This is a genomic window from Pseudorhodoplanes sp. (assembly GCF_046289595.1).
GTDB lineage: Bacteria > Pseudomonadota > Alphaproteobacteria > Rhizobiales > Xanthobacteraceae > Pseudorhodoplanes.
In genome coordinates this window covers 36,640-54,208 of record NZ_JBKBVB010000003.1, presented here as the reverse complement: position 1 = coordinate 54,208, position 17,569 = coordinate 36,640, and the positions used below count along the sequence as shown (strand labels likewise).

Sequence of the window (17,569 nt, the reverse complement as noted above, 5' to 3'; positions counted from 1 at the left end):
ACATTGTGCGACTGAGGGAGGAGCCGCTCGTGACATACGTCGTCACCGAGAGTTGCATCAAATGCAAATTCACCGATTGCGTGGAGGTGTGTCCAGTCGACTGCTTCTACGAAGGTGAGAACATGCTGGTCATCCATCCCGACGAGTGCATCGATTGTGGTGTGTGCGAGCCGGAATGTCCGGTCGAGGCGATCAAGCCCGATACCGATACGAGCGTCGGCGAATGGCTCGACATCAATGCGCAATATGCCAAGCTCTGGCCGAATATCGCCGAGCAGAAGCCGGCGCCTCCCGATGCCAAAGACAATGCCGACCTGCCGAACAAGCGCGAACTGTTCTCGCCCAACCCGGGCGGCGGCAACTAGCGCCTGCCGGGTGACCGCATCGGTGAATGGCCCGCGATGAAAAAACCGGTCGAGATGGGGGCGGCTCAGGAAAGCAGGGTAGGGCGTTTGGCGTTGTATCCGGGCGCGCTGTTCCTTTATTGTGCCGCCAAATCGGCACGGAGGTTCGATTCCGCCCATGACGCGAATCAAAGCTCGAAAATTCGACGTCGGGCAGGATTTCGGCCCCAAGGATCTCGAAACACCCGGCCGGAAGAAGCCGCATCAGGATTTATGCCTCTGGCTTCGGCTGCTGACCCTACACAAGCTGATCGACAACGAGATGCGCAGGCGGCTGCGCGAGTCCTACAACATGAGTCTCGCGCGGTTCCATCTACTTGCTCAGCTCAGCGTCGCTCCCGACGGCCTGAGGATGGGGGAGCTGTCGTCCCGCATGATGGTAACGACCGGCAACGTCACGGGTTTGACCGACGAACTGGAGGCCGACGGCCTCGTCGAGCGTGTCGTCGACCCGTCCAATCGCCGCGCCAATCTTGCTTACATGACCAAGAAGGGGCGTGCGCTTTTCGACGAGGCGGCGCAGATGCTGGAAATCTGGATCGAGGATTTCTTCTCGATCTACTCGTCGAAAGACAAGCAGTTGCTGTTCGATCTGCTCGGCAAGCAGAAGGCGTTCGTCCTGAAGCGGTTGACGAACGCGCAGGCGGAAACTCCCGAGTAGATCGCGGGGCGCTTATTTTTAAGATGTCTGTCGAGAGATTCAACCGGCGGGCAATCCGCCGGAATACACCGAGGAGCCGTTCATGAAACGATGGCTGTGCGCGCTTCGTCTCGCCGGTCTGGCTTGGCTTGCCGTTGCCTTGTCGCCCTCGGAGGCGGCGGCCCATCCGGGTGTTCATCATCTCGGAAGCGGCGAAAGCTTCGTCGACGGGTTCCTGCACCCGCTTCTCGGATCCGATCATCTGGTGGCGATGCTGGCGATCGGACTTTGGGCCGCCTATCTCGGCGGCCGGGCGCTGGTCGGTGTTCCGCTTGCCTTTGCGGGCATGATGGCGCTCGGAGCGATGCTGGGTGCCGGCGGCGTCCCTTTGCCGGGCGTCGAGCAGACGATTGCGGTTTCGCTTGTCGTGTTTGGGCTGATGATCTGCACGCTGGCGAAGTTGCCGGCCGCGCTTGCCGCGGCCCTTGTCGGGCTTTTTGCGATATTCCATGGCTACGCGCACGGTGCCGAGATTCCCGATCTGGCGCAGCCGCTGCTTTATGGCGCGGGCTTTGTCATAGCCACCGTGTTGCTGCTCGGGGTGGGGGTAGCGATCGGAGAGGCCTGCCGCCGGTCCATTCCGGATATCCTGGTTCGTGGTGCAGGCGCCGCAGTCGCAGTGTTCGGGATCGTGACCGTGATCGGTAACATCTGACAGTGCTGCGCCATCGAGCCCGGTGGCGCTTGTCGGGACGCGCACGGCGAACAATCAGCCGGACGGTTTGCCGTTCTTGGCGATGAATGATTTCCAGCCGTTGAGGAACAATTCGCAGCAGATTTCGGTCAGCTCCGACAACGGAAGCGGCCCGTCGGGCCGGTGCCAGTAGATTATGGAATTGTACATCCCGAACACGATATAGCTGCAGGCCTTGATCTGTTTCTTGTCGAGCCGGTGCCCGGCATTGTCGGCGAGGATCTCGGCGAGAATCTGCGCGTATTGCTTCTGCTTGCGGACGACGCCGGCGAGTTCGCTTGCCGGCAGGTTGTGTGCGTATTTCAGCAGGATGCGGGCGCTTGAGGCATGCGAGCTGAATGTCGACATGTGCCGTGACAGGAGATGCCGCAGTTTCGACAGGCTGTCGGGAATTTGTGCCAGCTCCTCCTCAAGCCCGTTCAGCAGCAGATCCATGTAGTTGTCGAGGATGTAGTGAAGGATCTCGTGCTTGTTTGAGAAGTAATAATAGATTGCGCCCTTGCTGAGCGACGCCGCATTCGAAATGTCCTTCAGGCTGGTCTCGTGATAGCCCGCCTTGTCGAATAGCAGCGCCGCCGTCTTGGCGACGCTCTCGATACGGAGCAGTTCCTTCGGCGAAAGTGCTTTCAGCGACGTGGATTCGGTAGCTGTCATTTCGGACTGCGACGCCTTCGTTGCTCAGATGATGTCGCGCTCAAAAGCGCGCCCGCGGCGGATAAGAGGAGCCTCGCCGGTTAGCCCGCGAGTGCTTGGCAAGCTTATCGTTAACTGCCTCCGTTTCTGTCAACTTCCGCTGTCCAAGTTGGGTTTGGGGGCTTGCCCACCGCAGCCGTGCGACCGCACCGGCCCTATTCCCAAAGTGCGGCGCTTGACAGCTGGAAAAGTACGCGATTAATAATAATCCGGCTAGCCGGTTTTTTTTGGCTGCGATCGGGGAGGGTGCCGAAGCATCATGGGTTCGCTGCTTGACGAGTTGGGCTGGAAGAATTTCATCGGGCACGAATATCCCGCTCATACCGGCGAGCCGGTGCTCGCACGCGATATCCGCCGCTACGCTTATGCCATCGACGACGACAACCCGATCTTCGTGGATGAAGCCGCCGCAAAGGCCGGCCGGTACGGTGGTATTACAGCGCCGCTGAATTACGTTAGCTGGGCGGTCGGCGTTCCCGGCGCGGAAAAGCGCACGAAGGATCTCGGAGAGGACGGGCTGTCGTCTTTCGTCGGCGTCCCCGATATTCCGGGCGCATGGTCGCTCGGCTGGGTTCGCGGCGGAGAGGAGATTGAATTCTTCAAGCCGGTTTATGTTGACGACCGCGTCACGGTGCGCGGGCGCGTCACCGGCATGTCCGAAAAGCTCGGCAAGAGCGGCACGCTTATCTTCGTGACCTCCGAATTCACCTACACCAATCAGAAAGATGAACTGCTGGCGAAGCACATCGTCACGATGATCGCTTCTCCGCGCAAGTAACAGGCTAGTAATCCGGATGCGATCGCAGGTCTATTTCGAGGATGTGTCGGTGGGCGAGGAAATCCCAAGCCTCACCAAGGACGTCAACACGGTGAACATCCTGATGTATGTCGCCGCCGTCTGGCTGATGGACCGAATTCACTTTGACCATCCGTATGCGGTGAAGCGGCGCGGACTGCCCGACATCGTCGCGCCGGGGAACATGGCGGGCGACTACTACGTGCAACTGCTCTCCGACTGGGCCGGCGAAAAGGGCCGGCTGCGAAAGGTCGGGTTGCAGTTCCGCAACTTCATGACCCCTGGCAACGTGCTCACCTGCGGCGGGCGCGTCACGGCAAAGACCGTCGAGGATGGTAAGGGGCGCGTCGATCTCGATTTGTGGATCAGAAATCAGGATGGCGTGGTGTGCGTGCCCGGAAAGGGTGTCGTGGAACTGCCGATGCGCGCAGCCAAATAGTGGCGCCGACGCGGTCGGCCCCCGCGATCTTGCCGCGCAGTGGACGGTCGCGTCACAGAGTCGGTCGATATGGGTGCCATGAGCAACATTGTCGCGAAGGATGCCAGGGTTGAGGTGATTGGATCGGGCTTCTTCTTCACCGAAGGTCCGGTCTGGGACGCCGCGCAAGGCTGCCTCTACTTCAGCGATATTCCCGCGAATGCCATCCACCAATGGCAGCCAGATAGCGGTTTGGCCGTATTCCGGACGCCGAGCGGAAAATCCAACGGATTGACCAGAGACCGCGAAGGCCGGCTGTTGGTCTGCGAGCATGCCGGGCGGCGTGTATCCCGTATCGATAGTGATGGGAATGCTAAGACGCTCGCATCGCATTACAAAGGCCGCCGCCTCAACAGCCCGAATGATCTCGTGGTCAAGTCGGACGGCTCGATCTACTTCACCGATCCACCTTACGGGCTCAATCCAACTTTTGGCGTCGCCGAATCTCCCGAGCTTGACTTTGCCGGCGTCTACCGCGTCGCACCGGACGGCAGCGAGATCGCGGTTCTTGCCGACAATTGCACGCCGAACGGTCTTGCATTTTCGCCGGACGAGAAACGGCTCTACGTCGCCGACACCGAGCAGAATCATCTTCTGGTCTACGATGTCGGACCTGATGGCGGCCTTTTCGGCGGCCGCGTTTTTGCATCAATTCCGGGGAGCAGCCTGGCGCCAGACGGCATCAAGGTGGACCGTGAAGGACGTGTATTCGTCACCGGCGCAGGGGGCGTTTGGATACTCGATCCGGGCGGTGACTGCCTCGGCATCATTCCGGTGCCGGAGCTTCCTGCCAACCTCGCTTGGGGGGATGCCGACTGGTCGACGCTCTACATCACCGCCAGAACGTCGGTGTATCGCATCCGGATGGAAACGGCGGGGCTGCCGGTCTGAAAAAGAAAAAAACACACAACAATTCACCTTGGAGGAAACGATGACAATGAGATGCAGAAATTTATTGCTCGGTGCAGCCGTGGCTGTTTCCGGGCTGATGATGACCGCCGCGCACGCGCAAAACACGATCAAGATCGGTTCGGTGCTTTCGGTTACCGGCCCGGCTTCGTTCCTGGGGGATCCGGAAAAGAAGACGCTGGAGATGTACGTGCGCGACATCAATGCCGCCGGCGGAGTGAATGGCAAGAAGCTGGAACTGGTCATCTATGACGACGGTACCGATTCCAACAGGGCGCGTACGTTCGCAACGCGTCTTGTGGAGGAAGACAAAGTCGATGCGGTAATCGCCGGATCGATTACCGGCACATCGATGGCGATGCGCAGCGTTTTCGAGGATGCCGAAACGCCATACATTTCGCTTGCCGGTGCTGCCGAGATCGTCTTCCCGGTGCGCAAATGGACCTTCAAGATGCCGCACACCGAGCCGATGTCATGCGGCAAGATCTTCGAGGATCTGAAGAAACGCAACCTGACATCGATCGCGATGATTTCCGGCACCGACGGCTGGGGCAAGGCGATGCGTGCCGAATGTATCGCTATGGCGCCGAAGGAAGGCATCAAGGTGGTGCGGGACGAAATCTACGGTGCCGCAGACAGCGATATGACACCGCAGCTGATCAACATAAAGAATACGCCCGGCGTGCAGGCCGTGATCAATTGCGGCTTCGGTCAGGGGCCGGCGATCGTCACCCGTAACTATCGGCAGGTCGGCATCACGGCGCCGCTTTATCAGAGCCACGGCGTGTCCTCGAAGAGCTTCATCAATCTCGCGGGCCCGGCCGCCAACGGCATCCGATTGCCGGCTGCTGCGCTCCTGGTTGCCGAGCAGCTGCCGGACAGCGACCCGCTGAAGAAAGTCGCGCTGGAATACAAGAACAAGTTTGAAAAAGAGACCGGACAGCCGGTTTCGACCTTCGGCGGTCACGCGCGCGATGCCTTGATCATGCTGGTCGAAGCCATGCAGCGGGCCGGGTCCGCAGATAAGGCGAAGGTGCGTGACGAAATCGAAAAGACGCGCAACTTCGTTGGCACCGGCGGCATCGTCAACATGTCGCCGACCGACCACCTCGGTCTCGATCTGACGTCTTTCCGCATGATAGAAATCAAGGATGGCGACTGGCACCTGGTCGACTAACCGACCGGTTCTGATTGTAGCGACCAAGCGCGTGCCGTTGTCCTTTGCACGGCACGCGCCACACTCACACTTCCTACCAGCAAGCAATGACGGCGCGGGCCGATCAGATCGATCATTCGGGGACGGGCCTTGGCTGAATTTTTGCAGTTCGCGTTCTCGGGCCTGACCGTAGGAGCGATTTACGCCCTCGTCGCACTGGGTTTCACGCTGATTTACAACGCCTCCGATGTCGCGAATTTCGCCCAGGGCGAGTTTGTGATGCTGGGCGGGATGGTCACCGTGTTTGCATATGCGGCGGGCTTGCCGCTGCCTTTCGCCGCGCTGATCGCAATAGTGTTCACCGCCTTGGTCGGTCTGCTGCTGCATCGAGTTGCAATCGAGCCGGCGCGTGGCGCGTCCCCGGTCACGCTGATTATCATCACAATTGGGGCTTCCATTTTTCTGCGCGGCATAACCGCCATCGTTCTCGACAAGAATTTCCATAGCTTGCCGCCGTTCTTCGGCAGCGAACCCATGAGTGTGGGCGGTGCAACACTATTGCCGCAAAGTATCGTCGTGCTGGTCGGCGTGGGATTGGTACTGCTCGCGCTATGGCTGTTCATGAGCCGGACCCTGCGCGGAAAATCACTGCTGGCGACCGCGGCGAACCGGATGGCGGCGCAACTGACAGGTATCAACACCACCGCGGTGATTAGCATTGCGTTCGTCATATCGGCGGCAATCGGCGCCATCGGAGGAATTCTGGTGACGCCGATCACGCTGACCTATTACGATGGCGGCACCATGCTCGCGCTCAAGGGTTTTGCTGCGGCAGTGCTTGGCGGTATGGGAAATCCAGTCGGCGCCGTTGTCGGCGGCCTTGTACTCGGCTTGCTTGAGCAATTCTCCGCTGGCTATATCTCCTCGCAATACAAGGACGCCGTAGCCTTCATTGTTATTCTTTTAGTGCTTTTCACTATGCCGCAGGGATTGTTCGGCGCCAAGACAGTCGAGCGAGTGTAAACGTGCGGCACGTCCTGAAGAAACCCATTCTGCTCGTGATTGCAGTCGGCGCCATTGTTGCGCTGCTGCCGCTGATCCTGCCATCCAGCTTCTATGTACGCGTTGCCGCCCTAGTTTATATCTATGCGCTTGCAGCACTTGGACTCAATCTGTTGATGGGTTTCGCCGGTCAGGTCAGTCTCGGCCATGCTGGCTTTTTCGGTATCGGCGCTTATGCGGTTGCGGTAGGCCCTGTGCATCTCGGCCTGCCTAGCTGGGCATCGCTACTTGGCGGCGCTGCGTTGGCGGCGTTGCTGGCATTCATCGTCGGTCGTCCAATTCTGCGCCTGAGCGGCTATTACCTCGCGATCGCGACCCTCGGTATGGGCATTCTCATTTCCATGGTCGTATCGAACGAGGCGAATATCACCGGAGGCCCGAACGGCATGGAAGTGCCGCGCATGGTTCTGTTCGGCTGGCGCGTATCGGGCTCTATGACTTGGTATTGGGTCTCCGGCATCACCCTCGTGCTTGGCGTTCTGATCGTGGTAAACTTGATCGAAAGTCCAACCGGGCGGGCATTCCGCGCCATTCATGACAGCGAAATCGCTGCGCGCGTGCTCGGCGTCGATGTTGCGCGCTACAAGTTGCTCGCGTTCGTAATTTCGGCGGTATTCGCCTCGATTGCCGGCAGCTATCTGGTCTTGCTGGATGGCTTCGTCACCCCAAACACGACGGGCTTTCTGCTGTCGATCGAACTTGTGGTGATGGCAGTACTTGGCGGACTCGGCTCGATTCTCGGCAGCATTCTGGGGGCGGCAATTCTCGTGATTCTGCCGCAGGTACTTACCGTGTTTCATGATTACGAACATGCGGTTCTGGGTGCGATCATTATCGTGGTGCTGATCGTCCTTCCCAGCGGCATCGTTCCTGCTCTGGCGTCGCTGTTCCGGCGAGGAGTATCATGAGCATCCTCACCGTCGAGAATCTCAGGATTGCGTTTGGCGGCGTGGTGGCAATCGACGGCGTGAGCTTCAGCGTGCGACGCAACGAAATTTTCGCGCTGATAGGTCCGAATGGCGCGGGCAAGACCACGTTGTTCAACATGGTCAGCGGACTTTACGTGCCGCAAAGCGGACGTATTGTTCTGGATGGCGAGGATGTGACCAACCTCGCGCCCCATCAACTCGCGCGCCGCGGCATGTCGCGCACCTTCCAGAATCTCCAGGTGTTTTTCCGCATGACCGCGGCAGAGAACGTGATGGTCGGACGTCACTTGCACGAACAGCGCAATATCTTTGCGCATCTCCTCGCACTCCCGTCGGTTCACGCGCAGAATCGCATGACCCGCGGAGCGGCGGAACGGCTGCTCGACTTGGTCGGACTTTCCGAGCTTGCCGACAAACCCGCCAGCAGCCTTCCTTATGGTGCGTTAAAGCGGCTTGAGATCGCGCGCGCTCTCGCCACTGAGCCGAAGATTCTGCTGCTGGACGAGCCCGCGGCCGGATGCAATCCGGTTGAGACCGAGGAGATCGACGCGGTGATCAAGACTATCGCTGCGCAGGGTGTTACAGTCGTTCTGGTAGAGCACGACATGCGGCTGGTGATGCGTATCTCTAGCCGTATTCACGTGCTTGATCGGGGCAAGACGCTTGCCGAGGGCAGCGGCGCTGAGGTGCGTGGCAATCCGGCGGTTGTGGCCGCTTATCTCGGCAGCATGGGCGAGCGGGAGGCGGCGCGTGCTTGCGATTGAAAAGCTCGCAAGCCGGTATGGGCGCATCCAGGTATTGCACGGCATCTCGCTCGAGGTGCGCACGGGCGAGATTGTAACGCTGGTCGGCTCCAACGGTGCAGGCAAGAGTACGCTGCTTCGAGCGATTTCCGGCATCCAGCCGGTGGCGGCCGGCAGCATCCGCTTCGACGATCAAGTCATTGACCGATGGCGACCGCATCAGCGGGTTGCGCGCGGTATCGCCCAGGTTCCCGAGGGCCGTCAGGTTTTTGCGCCGCTGACGGTGGAGGAGAACCTGCGGCTCGGCGGAATCGTGCGGCGCGACGATGCGATCGAGTCGGATCTGGACGGTATTTTCGCTATGTTTCCGGTTCTTGCAGAACGCCGCAGAAATGCCGCCGGTACCTTGTCCGGCGGACAACAGCAGATGCTGGCCATTGGCCGTGCGCTCATGGCGCGGCCGAAACTGCTGTTGCTCGATGAACCCTCCATGGGACTGGCACCCGTTCTGGTGGAACAGATTTTCGGAACCATTGGCGATTTGAAGGCGCGCGGCATCACCGTTCTTTTGGTGGAGCAGAATGCAAATGCCGCGCTGGCCATCGCGGATCGAGGATATGTCATCGAAACCGGGCGCATCGTCACGACCGGCACTGGCAAGGAATTGCTGAGCGACGAGCGGGTCCGCAGCGCCTATCTCGGGATTTAGGGATGTGATTTGTGAAGCAGAGGTCATATCGTGCGAACGATCGCTGAATTAATCCGCTGGCGCGGCCAGCGGCACCCGGATCTCGATGCAATCTGGTATGAGGGCAGCACCACGACCTACGGCGAGCTGAACCGCTCCAGTTCGGAACTGGCCGGGGGTCTGGTGCGAGAGCTCGGACTCCAGCCCGGCGACAGGGTCGCGATTCTCGACAAGAATTGCCCCGAGTATCTCGAACTGGTTTTTGCGCTCGATAAAGCGGGTGCGGTGGCCGCGCCCCTGAACTGGCGGCTGACGCCGCGCGAAATCAAGGCCATTGTCGACGACATCAAGCCGGTCCTGTTGGTGATGGGCGATGAGTTTAAAAGTCAAGTTGCCGAACTTGGTGTCAAGACATTGACCTTTTCAGAGCTGCCGCGCGGCGGGGAGGATCCACGCCGCGATGTAGACGGCGCCGTGAGTACGCAATTCTGCACCTCGGGTACGACCGGCTTGCCAAAGGGCGCCATGCTATCCGGCGCGGCTATGCTCAATACCGGGCTTTGTCTCGCTCTCGAAATGCCGGAAATGCGTGAGGGCGGCCGATCATTGGTCTGCATGCCTATGTTTCACACCGGAGGTACCGGCTGGGCGATCTGGAGCATGCAGGAAGGCATGACGGTCGTGATCGTGCGCGAAATCGACCCGCCAAAGCTGCTTGATGTAATCGTTCAGCAGAAGATCGAGACTGCGCTGTTGGTGCCGGCAGTGATGCTGTTTCTCACCGAATTGCCACAGGCGCGCACTGCCGACTTTTCCTCCCTCAAGCACATCACCTATGGCACAGCGCCAATCGCGCCCGATTTGCTTAAGCGCTGCATCGATATGTTCAAATGCCGGCTCAATCAGATCTACGGTTTGACCGAGACGGCGGGCCCGTTCTCGTCCTTGCCGTTCGAACATCACGAGGGCGACAAATTACTATCTTGCGGACGACCGATGTTCGGCGCGCGCGCCAAGATCGTGGGAAGCGATGGCAAAGAATTGCCACCCGGCGAGGTTGGGGAAATCTGTTATCAGGGCGAAAGTTTGATGGCTGGATATTGGGGCCGCCCCGAAGCAACCGCCGATGCCATCCGCGACGGCTGGTTTCATTCCGGTGACGCCGGCTATATTAACGAGGATGGCTTCATCTTCGTCAAGGATCGCATCAAGGACATGATCGTGTCCGGCAGCGAGAATGTCTATCCGGCTGAAATAGAAGCCGTGATCGCCGGTCATCCCGACATTGTCGAATGCGCAGTGATCGGCGTGCCTGACAGGAAATGGGGCGAAGCCGTTAAGGCGGTGGTGGTCAAGCGTGCAGGAAGTGCGCTGACGGAAGACGCGCTGATCGAATGGATGCGCGACAAGATTGCGGGCTTCAAGCGGCCGCGCTCGGTCGATTTCATCGATCAACTGCCGCGCAACGCGAGCGGCAAGTTGCTCAAGCGCACCCTGCGCGAACCCTATTGGATGGGCTTGGAGCGTCGGGTCAATTAGGTGCCCCTGCGTTTGATATTTTCGCTGGTCGTCGCGGCGGGTGCGCGCAGCCCTCCGTAGATAATCCTGAGCTGGTGTTGGACATAAGAGGCATGATCGCCGAGCAGGCGCACCTCACGCGTGTGCAGCGCTATCATGTGCGCGATCATCATGATATCGAGCGCTGCCATGCGCGCTGGCATGCGGGTGAATACGCCGGCTTCGATCCCCTTCGCTACAATACCTTCGAAAAAGTCGATGACGCTCGATACGGTAGCGATTACGTTGCTCCGGGTGTTCGGCGGCATGAAACCGATTTCGCGATAGAGCAGGCGAATTGGGCGACGAAAGTCGTCGGCGATTCGGCAATAGCTGGTGAATCCGATCTCAAGAGAGCGCTCCGGGGAAACGGGGTCGAGTTCGATCTCAGCCAGCCTTTGCGCAATGTGCTTCATCAGATCCTGGGCGACCAAGTATAGAATGTCGTCTTTGGAGGTGACGTACATATAAAGGCTCGCGACATTAAACGAGCAGGCGCGGGCGATGTCGCGGATCGAGGTGTTGTGGAAGCCGCGTTCCAGAAACATCTTGGTCGCGACCTCGATTAGCTCTGTACGGCGTTGGGCGACGCGCTCCGGATTCTTGATTGTAGTCGGGATGTCGGAGGGCGTGGCCGGAGCTTTTGCCTGCAGCTTGCGGGAAACCGGCTTCTTTGCGGGCATCGGCTTTTTCGATCGCAACGGACAACATGTCCCGTCTGGCGAGGAGATGGCGGACGGACATGAACGTCAGCCGGTTCGGCGCCGGGCCAGTCCCAGCATTGGAGGCATAAGATAAAACTGCATTAAAAACAATGGCTTGATATCGTGAAACGATTTGACATTGGGCATAGAATAAATAAAATGGAACAATGTTATACTAAAAGTGGGGCGGGTTGCTTTTGGGGATGGGCCTGTTGCTTGCGGGCCGCTGAAGACTAACCGGCCCGCCGGATCGCTTCGATTGCCGCGGCGGATCCGGACCGGAGGATACAATGGTTCAAATCAACTACCGCGCCGAGGTCATTCCGGAAAACTGCACCGGGTGTGTCGACTGCGTGTTCGTCTGCCCGACTCTCGCGATCAAGATGGAAGCGCGCAAGGCGGTAATCGACGAATCGAAATGCGTCGCGTGCCAGAACTGCATCGGTGTCTGCGGCGACGATGCGATCGTGAAGGTCGAGCGGGCTGAACCGGTCGAGCGCGGCGTCGACTATCAGTCTGTCGACCAGGACAAAATCCACGAAATCTGCAAGCGCGCGAATATCCATCCGATGCAATGGCTTTGCCTGTGCACCGCCACGCGGGCGCGCGAGGGCGTCGCGGCGATCCTCAACGGGGCGCGTACTCCGGAGGATATGGCGCTTGCTACCGGCACGCGATCTGGTTGCACGGTCTATTGTGCGATGATGTCGATGAGACTTCTGAAAGCCGCGGGCGTCAATCTGCCGCCGGCCTACAAGTGGCACTTGTTCGATACCACTCAAACCCTGTGGGACGTCCCTAAGGAGGTCATCGAGAAGTATTCCGACTACTTCCTGATCGAGGACAAGGACGTATTCCGTAAATTCTGAGTTGCCTCTTGCGGAGGAGAATTCCATGACTGCACTTGATGTTGCGACACTCGGTAAAGCGAGGCCGAGTTACATCCGCAAATCTATGTATGGGCCGGCCACCGAAACCGGGCTGCCGAAAATGCGTGCGGCCGATCTTCCAGGAATGGTAGCGCTGCCCGTGCAGTCGCTGTTTCCGGACATCCCGAAGGCGATCTATGTCGAGGGTGACGATCTCGCGCCGATCCGCAAAGCAACCGAGGAGGCCCTTGTCAATTGCGACATGAGCAAGATCAAGCCAGACAGCACCGTCAACATTCTGACGTCGCAGTATGGCTTCATGATCATGGGTGGGTTTGCCTACCGTGAAATGGTCCGGACCATCAAGGAAGTGGTCGAGCAGCGGACCGGCTGCAAGAAGATCCGGCTGCGTATCGCAACCGGGTTCCGGCTTAAGGAACCGGAAGAGATAATCGAGCATTACGGGCTTGCCGAGATGTTCGACGGGAAGGTGTCGCCGGCGCTCTATGTAGATCGCGCAGTCGAAATCGATACTCCGATCGGCAAGCTAATGGGCATCCGCAAGATTTACGACGCGGATTATATCATTCACGTGCATCACGGCGAATTGCGCGAACTCGACATGCACCGCATGATCAGCCGCACCATGAAACCGTTCTCGATGTCGTATGCGCGGTTCGAGACGCGCTCGGTCCATCATATGAATTTCGGCCCGCGCAGCAGCAATTTGATCCCAAGGCTGATTTTCGAATCCGAGTTCGTGCAGAAAAAATTCACCTTCGGCGTGTTCATGGCCGCCTCGCCGCAAGGCGTGACAGGGATCGAAGCGGGCAACGATCTAATGCCGATTGACCGGCGGCTTATGCTGCTAGCTTTCAAGTCCTACGGCAAGATCCGCGAGCTGTACAACGAGATCAAGGATTGCGTCTGCATAATGGATGGCACTGGTGAGCCGCGTTACATGGTCGGCGGCGGCACAACCTTCGGTAACCTGCTGGAAGCCGAGCTTGATTTGTTCGACCTCGACGCGGTGCCAGTCAGCCTCGGGTTTGGTCTGTATCAACCGCCGCCGACGCAGCCCAAGCTCAAGGCGGTCAATCCGGCGATTCGGGCGATGGTGATGAACCATTTCTGGATCGGCGTTCCGCAGCTGGAGCTCGCGACTGCGTGTCCGATGGTGCTGGTCGGTAACGAGATGTACAAGCTGGTCAAGGAGGACTGCATGAACATCGAAATGTCCAAGCATGTCGTCACATCCGAAAGTCTGCCGGCGGCGGTGAAGTTCGCCAAGCGCGTGGCCAGGACCGACAACTTGATTGCGTTCGACGGCGCGTATGGGGCCATCACCTGCAGCGAGCAGCTCGCAGATCACCTGATTAAACGGGCGCCGGAAGTGAGCCGGCGGGTCGAGGAGGAGATGATGCCGAAATGGCTGCGGCAGCGCGGGCTCGATCCGTCCGAGGCCCTTTAGAGCTCACGGCAACAGACGAGGCGAGGGCTGAATGGTCGACTACGACTTGCTTGGGAAGACCGAGCTGAGCATCCACGGGATCGTTCTGCAGAACGCCGATCTTGGCGGCGTGGCAGATGTCGTAGCGCAGGTTCTCGGATTGCATCGCAGCGATGTGCTCGTAACCGATGTTCGCGGCGAGCATCTCGTACTCGACATCCTGCAGAAGGGGCTCGACCCCAGCAAGCTCGTCGGTCGCGAAAAGGACTTATTCATTGCGTTGTCGGCGCTGCCAGGCGTGTCGTTGCGGCCGGATGCACGCACCGATTCCCGCGGCCTCCTGAGCTGGGTCGCTGCCGATCCCGCGATCGCCCGGGAAGGGCTCGACGAAGCCGCCGGCATGGCCGGCGATCTGCAGGAGCGGCTCGGTCGTCTCGTGACCGTGTTCGCGACAGGAACTGAGATCAATAATGGTCAGGTCAAGGACACTAACAGTCCCGCGATCCGCGAGCGTCTGGAGAGCAACGGCTATGCGGTCAGCCTCGGTGGCACGCTGCGCGACGACGAACACTTCATCGCCGGGCGCATTCGCGAACGCGCGGAGGAGGGCTTCAGCCTCATCGTCACGACCGGCGGCGTCGGCGCGGAGGTCAAGGACAAGACTATCGAGGCGCTGCTGCTGCTTGATCCGGACGCTGCGACCCCGACGATCGTCAAGTATGAACTCGGTGTTGGCCGCCATGTTCATAAGAATGAAGTTCGGATCGGGGTTGCCAGGGTGCTGGACGCGACCGTCGTCGCCTTGCCTGGTCCGACCGACGAAGTGCTGCTGGGTCTTGGGGCCCTGCTGAAGGCGCTTGCGGAATCCGAGCGCAATAAGGTGGCGCTTGCCGAACGTATCGCGTCGGTGCTGCGCACCCGATTGCAGGAAAAAGTCCATGCCCATCACTGACATGCTTGCGGAGCGCATCGGCCTCGCGCCGGTCGATGCCGGGCCGGCAAAGGCCGTCGGCGCGCATAATGACCGGCTGCACGAGGTTCTGCGTCGCTACGACAATCTCGCCGTCGCGGTGAGCGGCGGCATCGATAGCATGACGCTCGGCTTCATCGCGCATCGCCTGCTGCCGCGCGAACCGCTGATGGTGCATGCGGTCTCGCCGGCCGTTCCCGCGGAGGCGACCCTGCGGATCAGGGACTATGCCGCGCGCGAAGGCTGGCGGCTTTCGCTGGTGGATGCCGGCGAATTCGCGGACCCGTCGTATCGCGCCAATCCGGTCGACCGTTGCTATTTCTGCAAGTCCAATCTCTACGAGCGCATTCAGGGCCTGTCGTTCGGCGTGATAGCCTCCGGCACCAATCTCGACGATCTCGGCGATTTCCGTCCCGGTCTGAAGGCTGCGGCAGAGCGCAATGTTGTTCATCCCTTCGTCGAAGCCGGCATCGGCAAGAGCGCCATCCGCGAACTGGCACGGTTGCACGGCCTGACTGATCTTGCCGAACTGCCGGCGCAGCCATGCTTGGCGAGCCGCGTCGAAACCGGCATCCGCATCGAGGCCGACGACCTTGCCTTCATCGATGCGGTGGAGCGCCAGATTCGCGAGCACCTTCCGGTGCAGGCGAATGTGCGCTGCCGCCTCACCCGGCATGGCGTGGTGCTTGAAGTCGGTGGACCGGAAGGCTCCGAGCCGGGTGTATTGGCGGCTCGTGCTGCGCAGCTCTGCGAGGAGGCGGGGCGTGATTTCTTGGGCGTCAAACCCTATCGTCAGGGGTCCGCTTTCCTCAGATCCAGCGACCAAACGAATGACTTCGCCAACCGGAATTAGCCGCGACGTCCTGTTCGATTTCGACAGGAACGTGCGCATCGGCCTGCCGGAATCCGTTTTCTGTCAGGGCAAGCCGGTCGAGAGCCTGATTGCGCTTTTGCGGAAGTTCGCACGTGGGAGCGGCCACCCGGTGCTGTTCACGCGCCTGTCCGTCGATGTTTTCATGTCGCTTCCGCGGGACGTGCAGGCCGGTGTCGATTTTCATGCACATTCCCGCACCGCCTGGGGCGATATGCTGCCTCGGCGCAACAATGCGGGACGCGTCGCGATCGTCTCGGCAGGCACATCCGACGGGGCCGTAGCCTGGGAGGCCGCGCGCACGCTGGACTATCTCGGGATTGGGCACACTATTTTCGAGGATTGCGGGGTCGCAGGGTTGTGGCGGCTGACCGAGCGGCTTCCCGAAATCAACGACCACGATGTCGTCATCGCCGTGGCCGGCATGGATGCGGCGCTGGCCTCGGTTCTGGGCGGGCTGACCCCAAAGCCGCTGCTCGCGGTGCCGACCTCGGTCGGATATGGCGTTGTCAACAAGGGAGAAAGTGCCCTCAACAGCATGCTGGCCAGCTGTGCCCCGGGCGTAAGTGTATTCAACGTCGATAACGGCTATGGCGCGGCCTGCGCGGCCGCACGGATCGTGAGTTTGTTATGTCGCTGACCCGCCGGCGGGCCGAGTCGCCTACATTCCCCGCAATTCCTGCTATCGGATGGTCGAGGCGTCCGGTGCGCATGCACCGGCACGGACACGGTGATCATCATCATGATCACCGTCACCACGACCACGGCAAAAGCGGTCATGATCGCCACCTTGAGCGACAGCACGCAGAAGGGCGATCGGAGACCGAAGACGGATCATACAAGCGCGCCGTGCGCCAAGCTGGAATCGTCGTCATTCGCCCGACGAGCGGGCTTTCCGGCGACATGATGCTGACTGGGTTGGCCCGAATGGCCGATGCCGGAACCGTGGACTTGCGCGCCATGGCGGAAATGCTCGGTTTGCCGGACGATTGCATCTCGCTCGAGCCACGTGCGGTCAACAATGTATCCGGTTGGGGTTGCCGCGTTTCATTGCCCGATACGACGTCGCATCGCACCTGGCTCGATATCCGCAAACTCATTGCGGAAAGCGGACTAAGCGCGCGCGGAAAGCAATTCGCCGAGGCGACGTTCGCTCTGCTGGCCGCCACCGAGGCGAAGATTCACAACCTCGCACCCGAGGCGGTTCACTTTCATGAGGTCGGAGCGCTCGACAGCATTCTCGATATCTGCCTGTGCGCAGAACTGTTTGCGCGCCTGTCGCCTTCGCGTTTTGTCTGCGGACCGCTGCCGCTCTGCGACGGTATCGTGAGCTGCGATCACGGCTTGCTGCCATCGCCCGCGCCCGCCGTGTTTGAGCTTCTGCAAGGCGTGCCAGTGCGGGGTATTGCATCCGAAGGCGAAACCGTCACGCCCACGGCAATCGCCTTGCTGAAAGGGATGGGCGCCGAATTCGGTGCCTGGCCGGAGATGACGATCGAACGCACCGCGCTTGTGTACGGTGGGCGCATCCTGCCCGGTGTTCCCAACGGCGCCCTGTTCGCTCTGGGAACGGAAAGAATACCGCAGGAGTTTGGGTGATCAAAGTTCGGTTGGTCCTGGTCGAGCGCCCCGGAGCGAGTATCTATCTTTCTTTATTTCGCCAGGGCGCGCCATTTCCTCGAATCGGCGACCGGCCGACAGACAGATTTTCCTGGCGTGGCGCGCTTTCGCGCTGCACGGCAGCCTGGAAGGCGCATCGGTCGCGCTCGCGCGCAAGTTGATGCGGTGGCGGGTGCGCGGGCGTCCGGCGACTGCCATTTCGGCTCATTTCCGACTCGTGCCCGCGCGATGACGCGCATGTGAGATTGCACGGACTCCCCGATGTCCTAAGAGGAA

20 protein-coding genes are annotated in these 17,569 nt (G+C 60.1%); 18 read left to right on the top strand and 2 right to left on the bottom strand.

The window, feature by feature from the left end; translation table 11 throughout:
- The first annotated feature begins 29 nt into the window (after window positions 1–29).
- The 3 genes from fdxA to ACK41X_RS01570 all read left to right on the top strand — a co-directional run bounded on the left by fdxA (window position 30) and on the right by ACK41X_RS01570 (window position 1,759).
- Window positions 30–365: a ferredoxin FdxA gene (gene fdxA / locus ACK41X_RS01580; protein WP_409718442.1), complete on the top strand. Its 336-nt coding sequence runs from the start codon at window positions 30–32 to the stop codon at window positions 363–365.
- Between the two features lie 157 nt (window positions 366–522).
- Entirely contained in the window at window positions 523–1,065 is a 543-nt protein-coding gene (locus ACK41X_RS01575; RefSeq protein WP_409718439.1) for a MarR family winged helix-turn-helix transcriptional regulator, read from the top strand.
- 82 nt (window positions 1,066–1,147) lie between these two features.
- Entirely contained in the window at window positions 1,148–1,759 is a 612-nt protein-coding gene (locus tag ACK41X_RS01570; RefSeq protein WP_409718436.1) for a HupE/UreJ family protein, read from the top strand.
- 54 nt (window positions 1,760–1,813) lie between these two features.
- Here the strand turns inward: ACK41X_RS01570 and ACK41X_RS01565 are convergent, their stop codons facing one another.
- A complete protein-coding gene (locus ACK41X_RS01565) occupies window positions 1,814–2,452 on the bottom strand; it encodes a TetR/AcrR family transcriptional regulator (RefSeq protein WP_409718434.1) in 639 nt (212 codons plus the stop codon).
- Window positions 2,453–2,750: 298 nt separating this feature from the next.
- Here ACK41X_RS01565 and ACK41X_RS01560 point away from each other — a divergent pair, with 298 nt between their 5' ends.
- The 9 genes from ACK41X_RS01560 to ACK41X_RS01520 all read left to right on the top strand — a co-directional run bounded on the left by ACK41X_RS01560 (window position 2,751) and on the right by ACK41X_RS01520 (window position 10,791).
- A complete protein-coding gene (locus ACK41X_RS01560; RefSeq protein WP_409718431.1) occupies window positions 2,751–3,269 on the top strand; it encodes a MaoC family dehydratase N-terminal domain-containing protein in 519 nt (172 codons plus the stop codon).
- 16 nt (window positions 3,270–3,285) lie between these two features.
- Entirely contained in the window at window positions 3,286–3,726 is a 441-nt protein-coding gene (locus ACK41X_RS01555) for a hypothetical protein (protein ID WP_409718428.1), read from the top strand.
- 69 nt (window positions 3,727–3,795) lie between these two features.
- Window positions 3,796–4,656 (top strand): SMP-30/gluconolactonase/LRE family protein, encoded by an 861-nt coding sequence (locus ACK41X_RS01550; protein WP_409718425.1) that lies wholly within the window; start codon window positions 3,796–3,798, stop codon window positions 4,654–4,656.
- A gap of 40 nt (window positions 4,657–4,696) precedes the next feature.
- Entirely contained in the window at window positions 4,697–5,851 is a 1,155-nt protein-coding gene (locus ACK41X_RS01545; protein ID WP_409718576.1) for an ABC transporter substrate-binding protein, read from the top strand.
- 129 nt (window positions 5,852–5,980) lie between these two features.
- Entirely contained in the window at window positions 5,981–6,853 is an 873-nt protein-coding gene (locus ACK41X_RS01540) for a branched-chain amino acid ABC transporter permease (RefSeq protein WP_409718422.1), read from the top strand.
- Between the two features lie 2 nt (window positions 6,854–6,855).
- The gene (locus tag ACK41X_RS01535; protein ID WP_409718419.1) at window positions 6,856–7,800 is read left to right on the top strand and encodes a branched-chain amino acid ABC transporter permease; all 945 of its coding nucleotides are present in this window, start codon (window positions 6,856–6,858) and stop codon (window positions 7,798–7,800) included.
- On the top strand, window positions 7,797–8,585 hold the full coding sequence (locus ACK41X_RS01530) for an ABC transporter ATP-binding protein (protein ID WP_409718416.1): 789 nt from the start codon (window positions 7,797–7,799) through the stop codon (window positions 8,583–8,585). Before ACK41X_RS01535 ends, ACK41X_RS01530 begins: the two co-directional genes overlap by 4 nt.
- Entirely contained in the window at window positions 8,572–9,273 is a 702-nt protein-coding gene (locus tag ACK41X_RS01525; RefSeq protein ID WP_409718413.1) for an ABC transporter ATP-binding protein, read from the top strand. The genes ACK41X_RS01530 and ACK41X_RS01525 overlap by 14 nt, the downstream gene beginning before the upstream one ends.
- 30 nt (window positions 9,274–9,303) lie before the next feature.
- The gene (locus ACK41X_RS01520) at window positions 9,304–10,791 is read left to right on the top strand and encodes an AMP-binding protein (protein ID WP_409718410.1); all 1,488 of its coding nucleotides are present in this window, start codon (window positions 9,304–9,306) and stop codon (window positions 10,789–10,791) included.
- On the opposite strand, the gene ACK41X_RS01515 is transcribed toward ACK41X_RS01520, so the two are convergent.
- Entirely contained in the window at window positions 10,788–11,492 is a 705-nt protein-coding gene (locus ACK41X_RS01515) for a TetR/AcrR family transcriptional regulator (RefSeq protein WP_409718407.1), read from the bottom strand. The two genes, ACK41X_RS01520 and ACK41X_RS01515, sit on opposite strands and share 4 nt — an antisense overlap.
- A gap of 311 nt (window positions 11,493–11,803) precedes the next feature.
- On the opposite strand from ACK41X_RS01515, the gene ACK41X_RS01510 reads away from it, so the two are divergent.
- The 6 genes from ACK41X_RS01510 to ACK41X_RS01485 are packed head-to-tail and all read left to right on the top strand — an operon-like array spanning window position 11,804 to window position 17,272.
- The gene (locus ACK41X_RS01510; RefSeq protein WP_409718404.1) at window positions 11,804–12,382 is read left to right on the top strand and encodes an indolepyruvate ferredoxin oxidoreductase subunit alpha; all 579 of its coding nucleotides are present in this window, start codon (window positions 11,804–11,806) and stop codon (window positions 12,380–12,382) included.
- 25 nt (window positions 12,383–12,407) lie between these two features.
- Entirely contained in the window at window positions 12,408–13,853 is a 1,446-nt protein-coding gene (locus ACK41X_RS01505; protein ID WP_409718402.1) for a hypothetical protein, read from the top strand.
- A 31-nt stretch (window positions 13,854–13,884) separates the two neighbouring features.
- Window positions 13,885–14,784 (top strand): molybdopterin-binding protein, encoded by a 900-nt coding sequence (locus tag ACK41X_RS01500; protein WP_409718399.1) that lies wholly within the window; start codon window positions 13,885–13,887, stop codon window positions 14,782–14,784.
- Complete coding sequence (locus tag ACK41X_RS01495; protein ID WP_409718396.1) at window positions 14,771–15,655, top strand: adenine nucleotide alpha hydrolase; 885 nt, start codon at window positions 14,771–14,773, stop codon at window positions 15,653–15,655. Before ACK41X_RS01500 ends, ACK41X_RS01495 begins: the two co-directional genes overlap by 14 nt.
- Window positions 15,633–16,313 (top strand): nickel pincer cofactor biosynthesis protein LarB, encoded by a 681-nt coding sequence (gene larB, locus ACK41X_RS01490; protein ID WP_409718393.1) that lies wholly within the window; start codon window positions 15,633–15,635, stop codon window positions 16,311–16,313. The genes ACK41X_RS01495 and larB overlap by 23 nt, the downstream gene beginning before the upstream one ends.
- Complete coding sequence (locus tag ACK41X_RS01485; RefSeq protein WP_409718390.1) at window positions 16,304–17,272, top strand: LarC family nickel insertion protein; 969 nt, start codon at window positions 16,304–16,306, stop codon at window positions 17,270–17,272. Before larB ends, ACK41X_RS01485 begins: the two co-directional genes overlap by 10 nt.
- The last annotated feature ends 297 nt before the right edge of the window (window positions 17,273–17,569 follow it).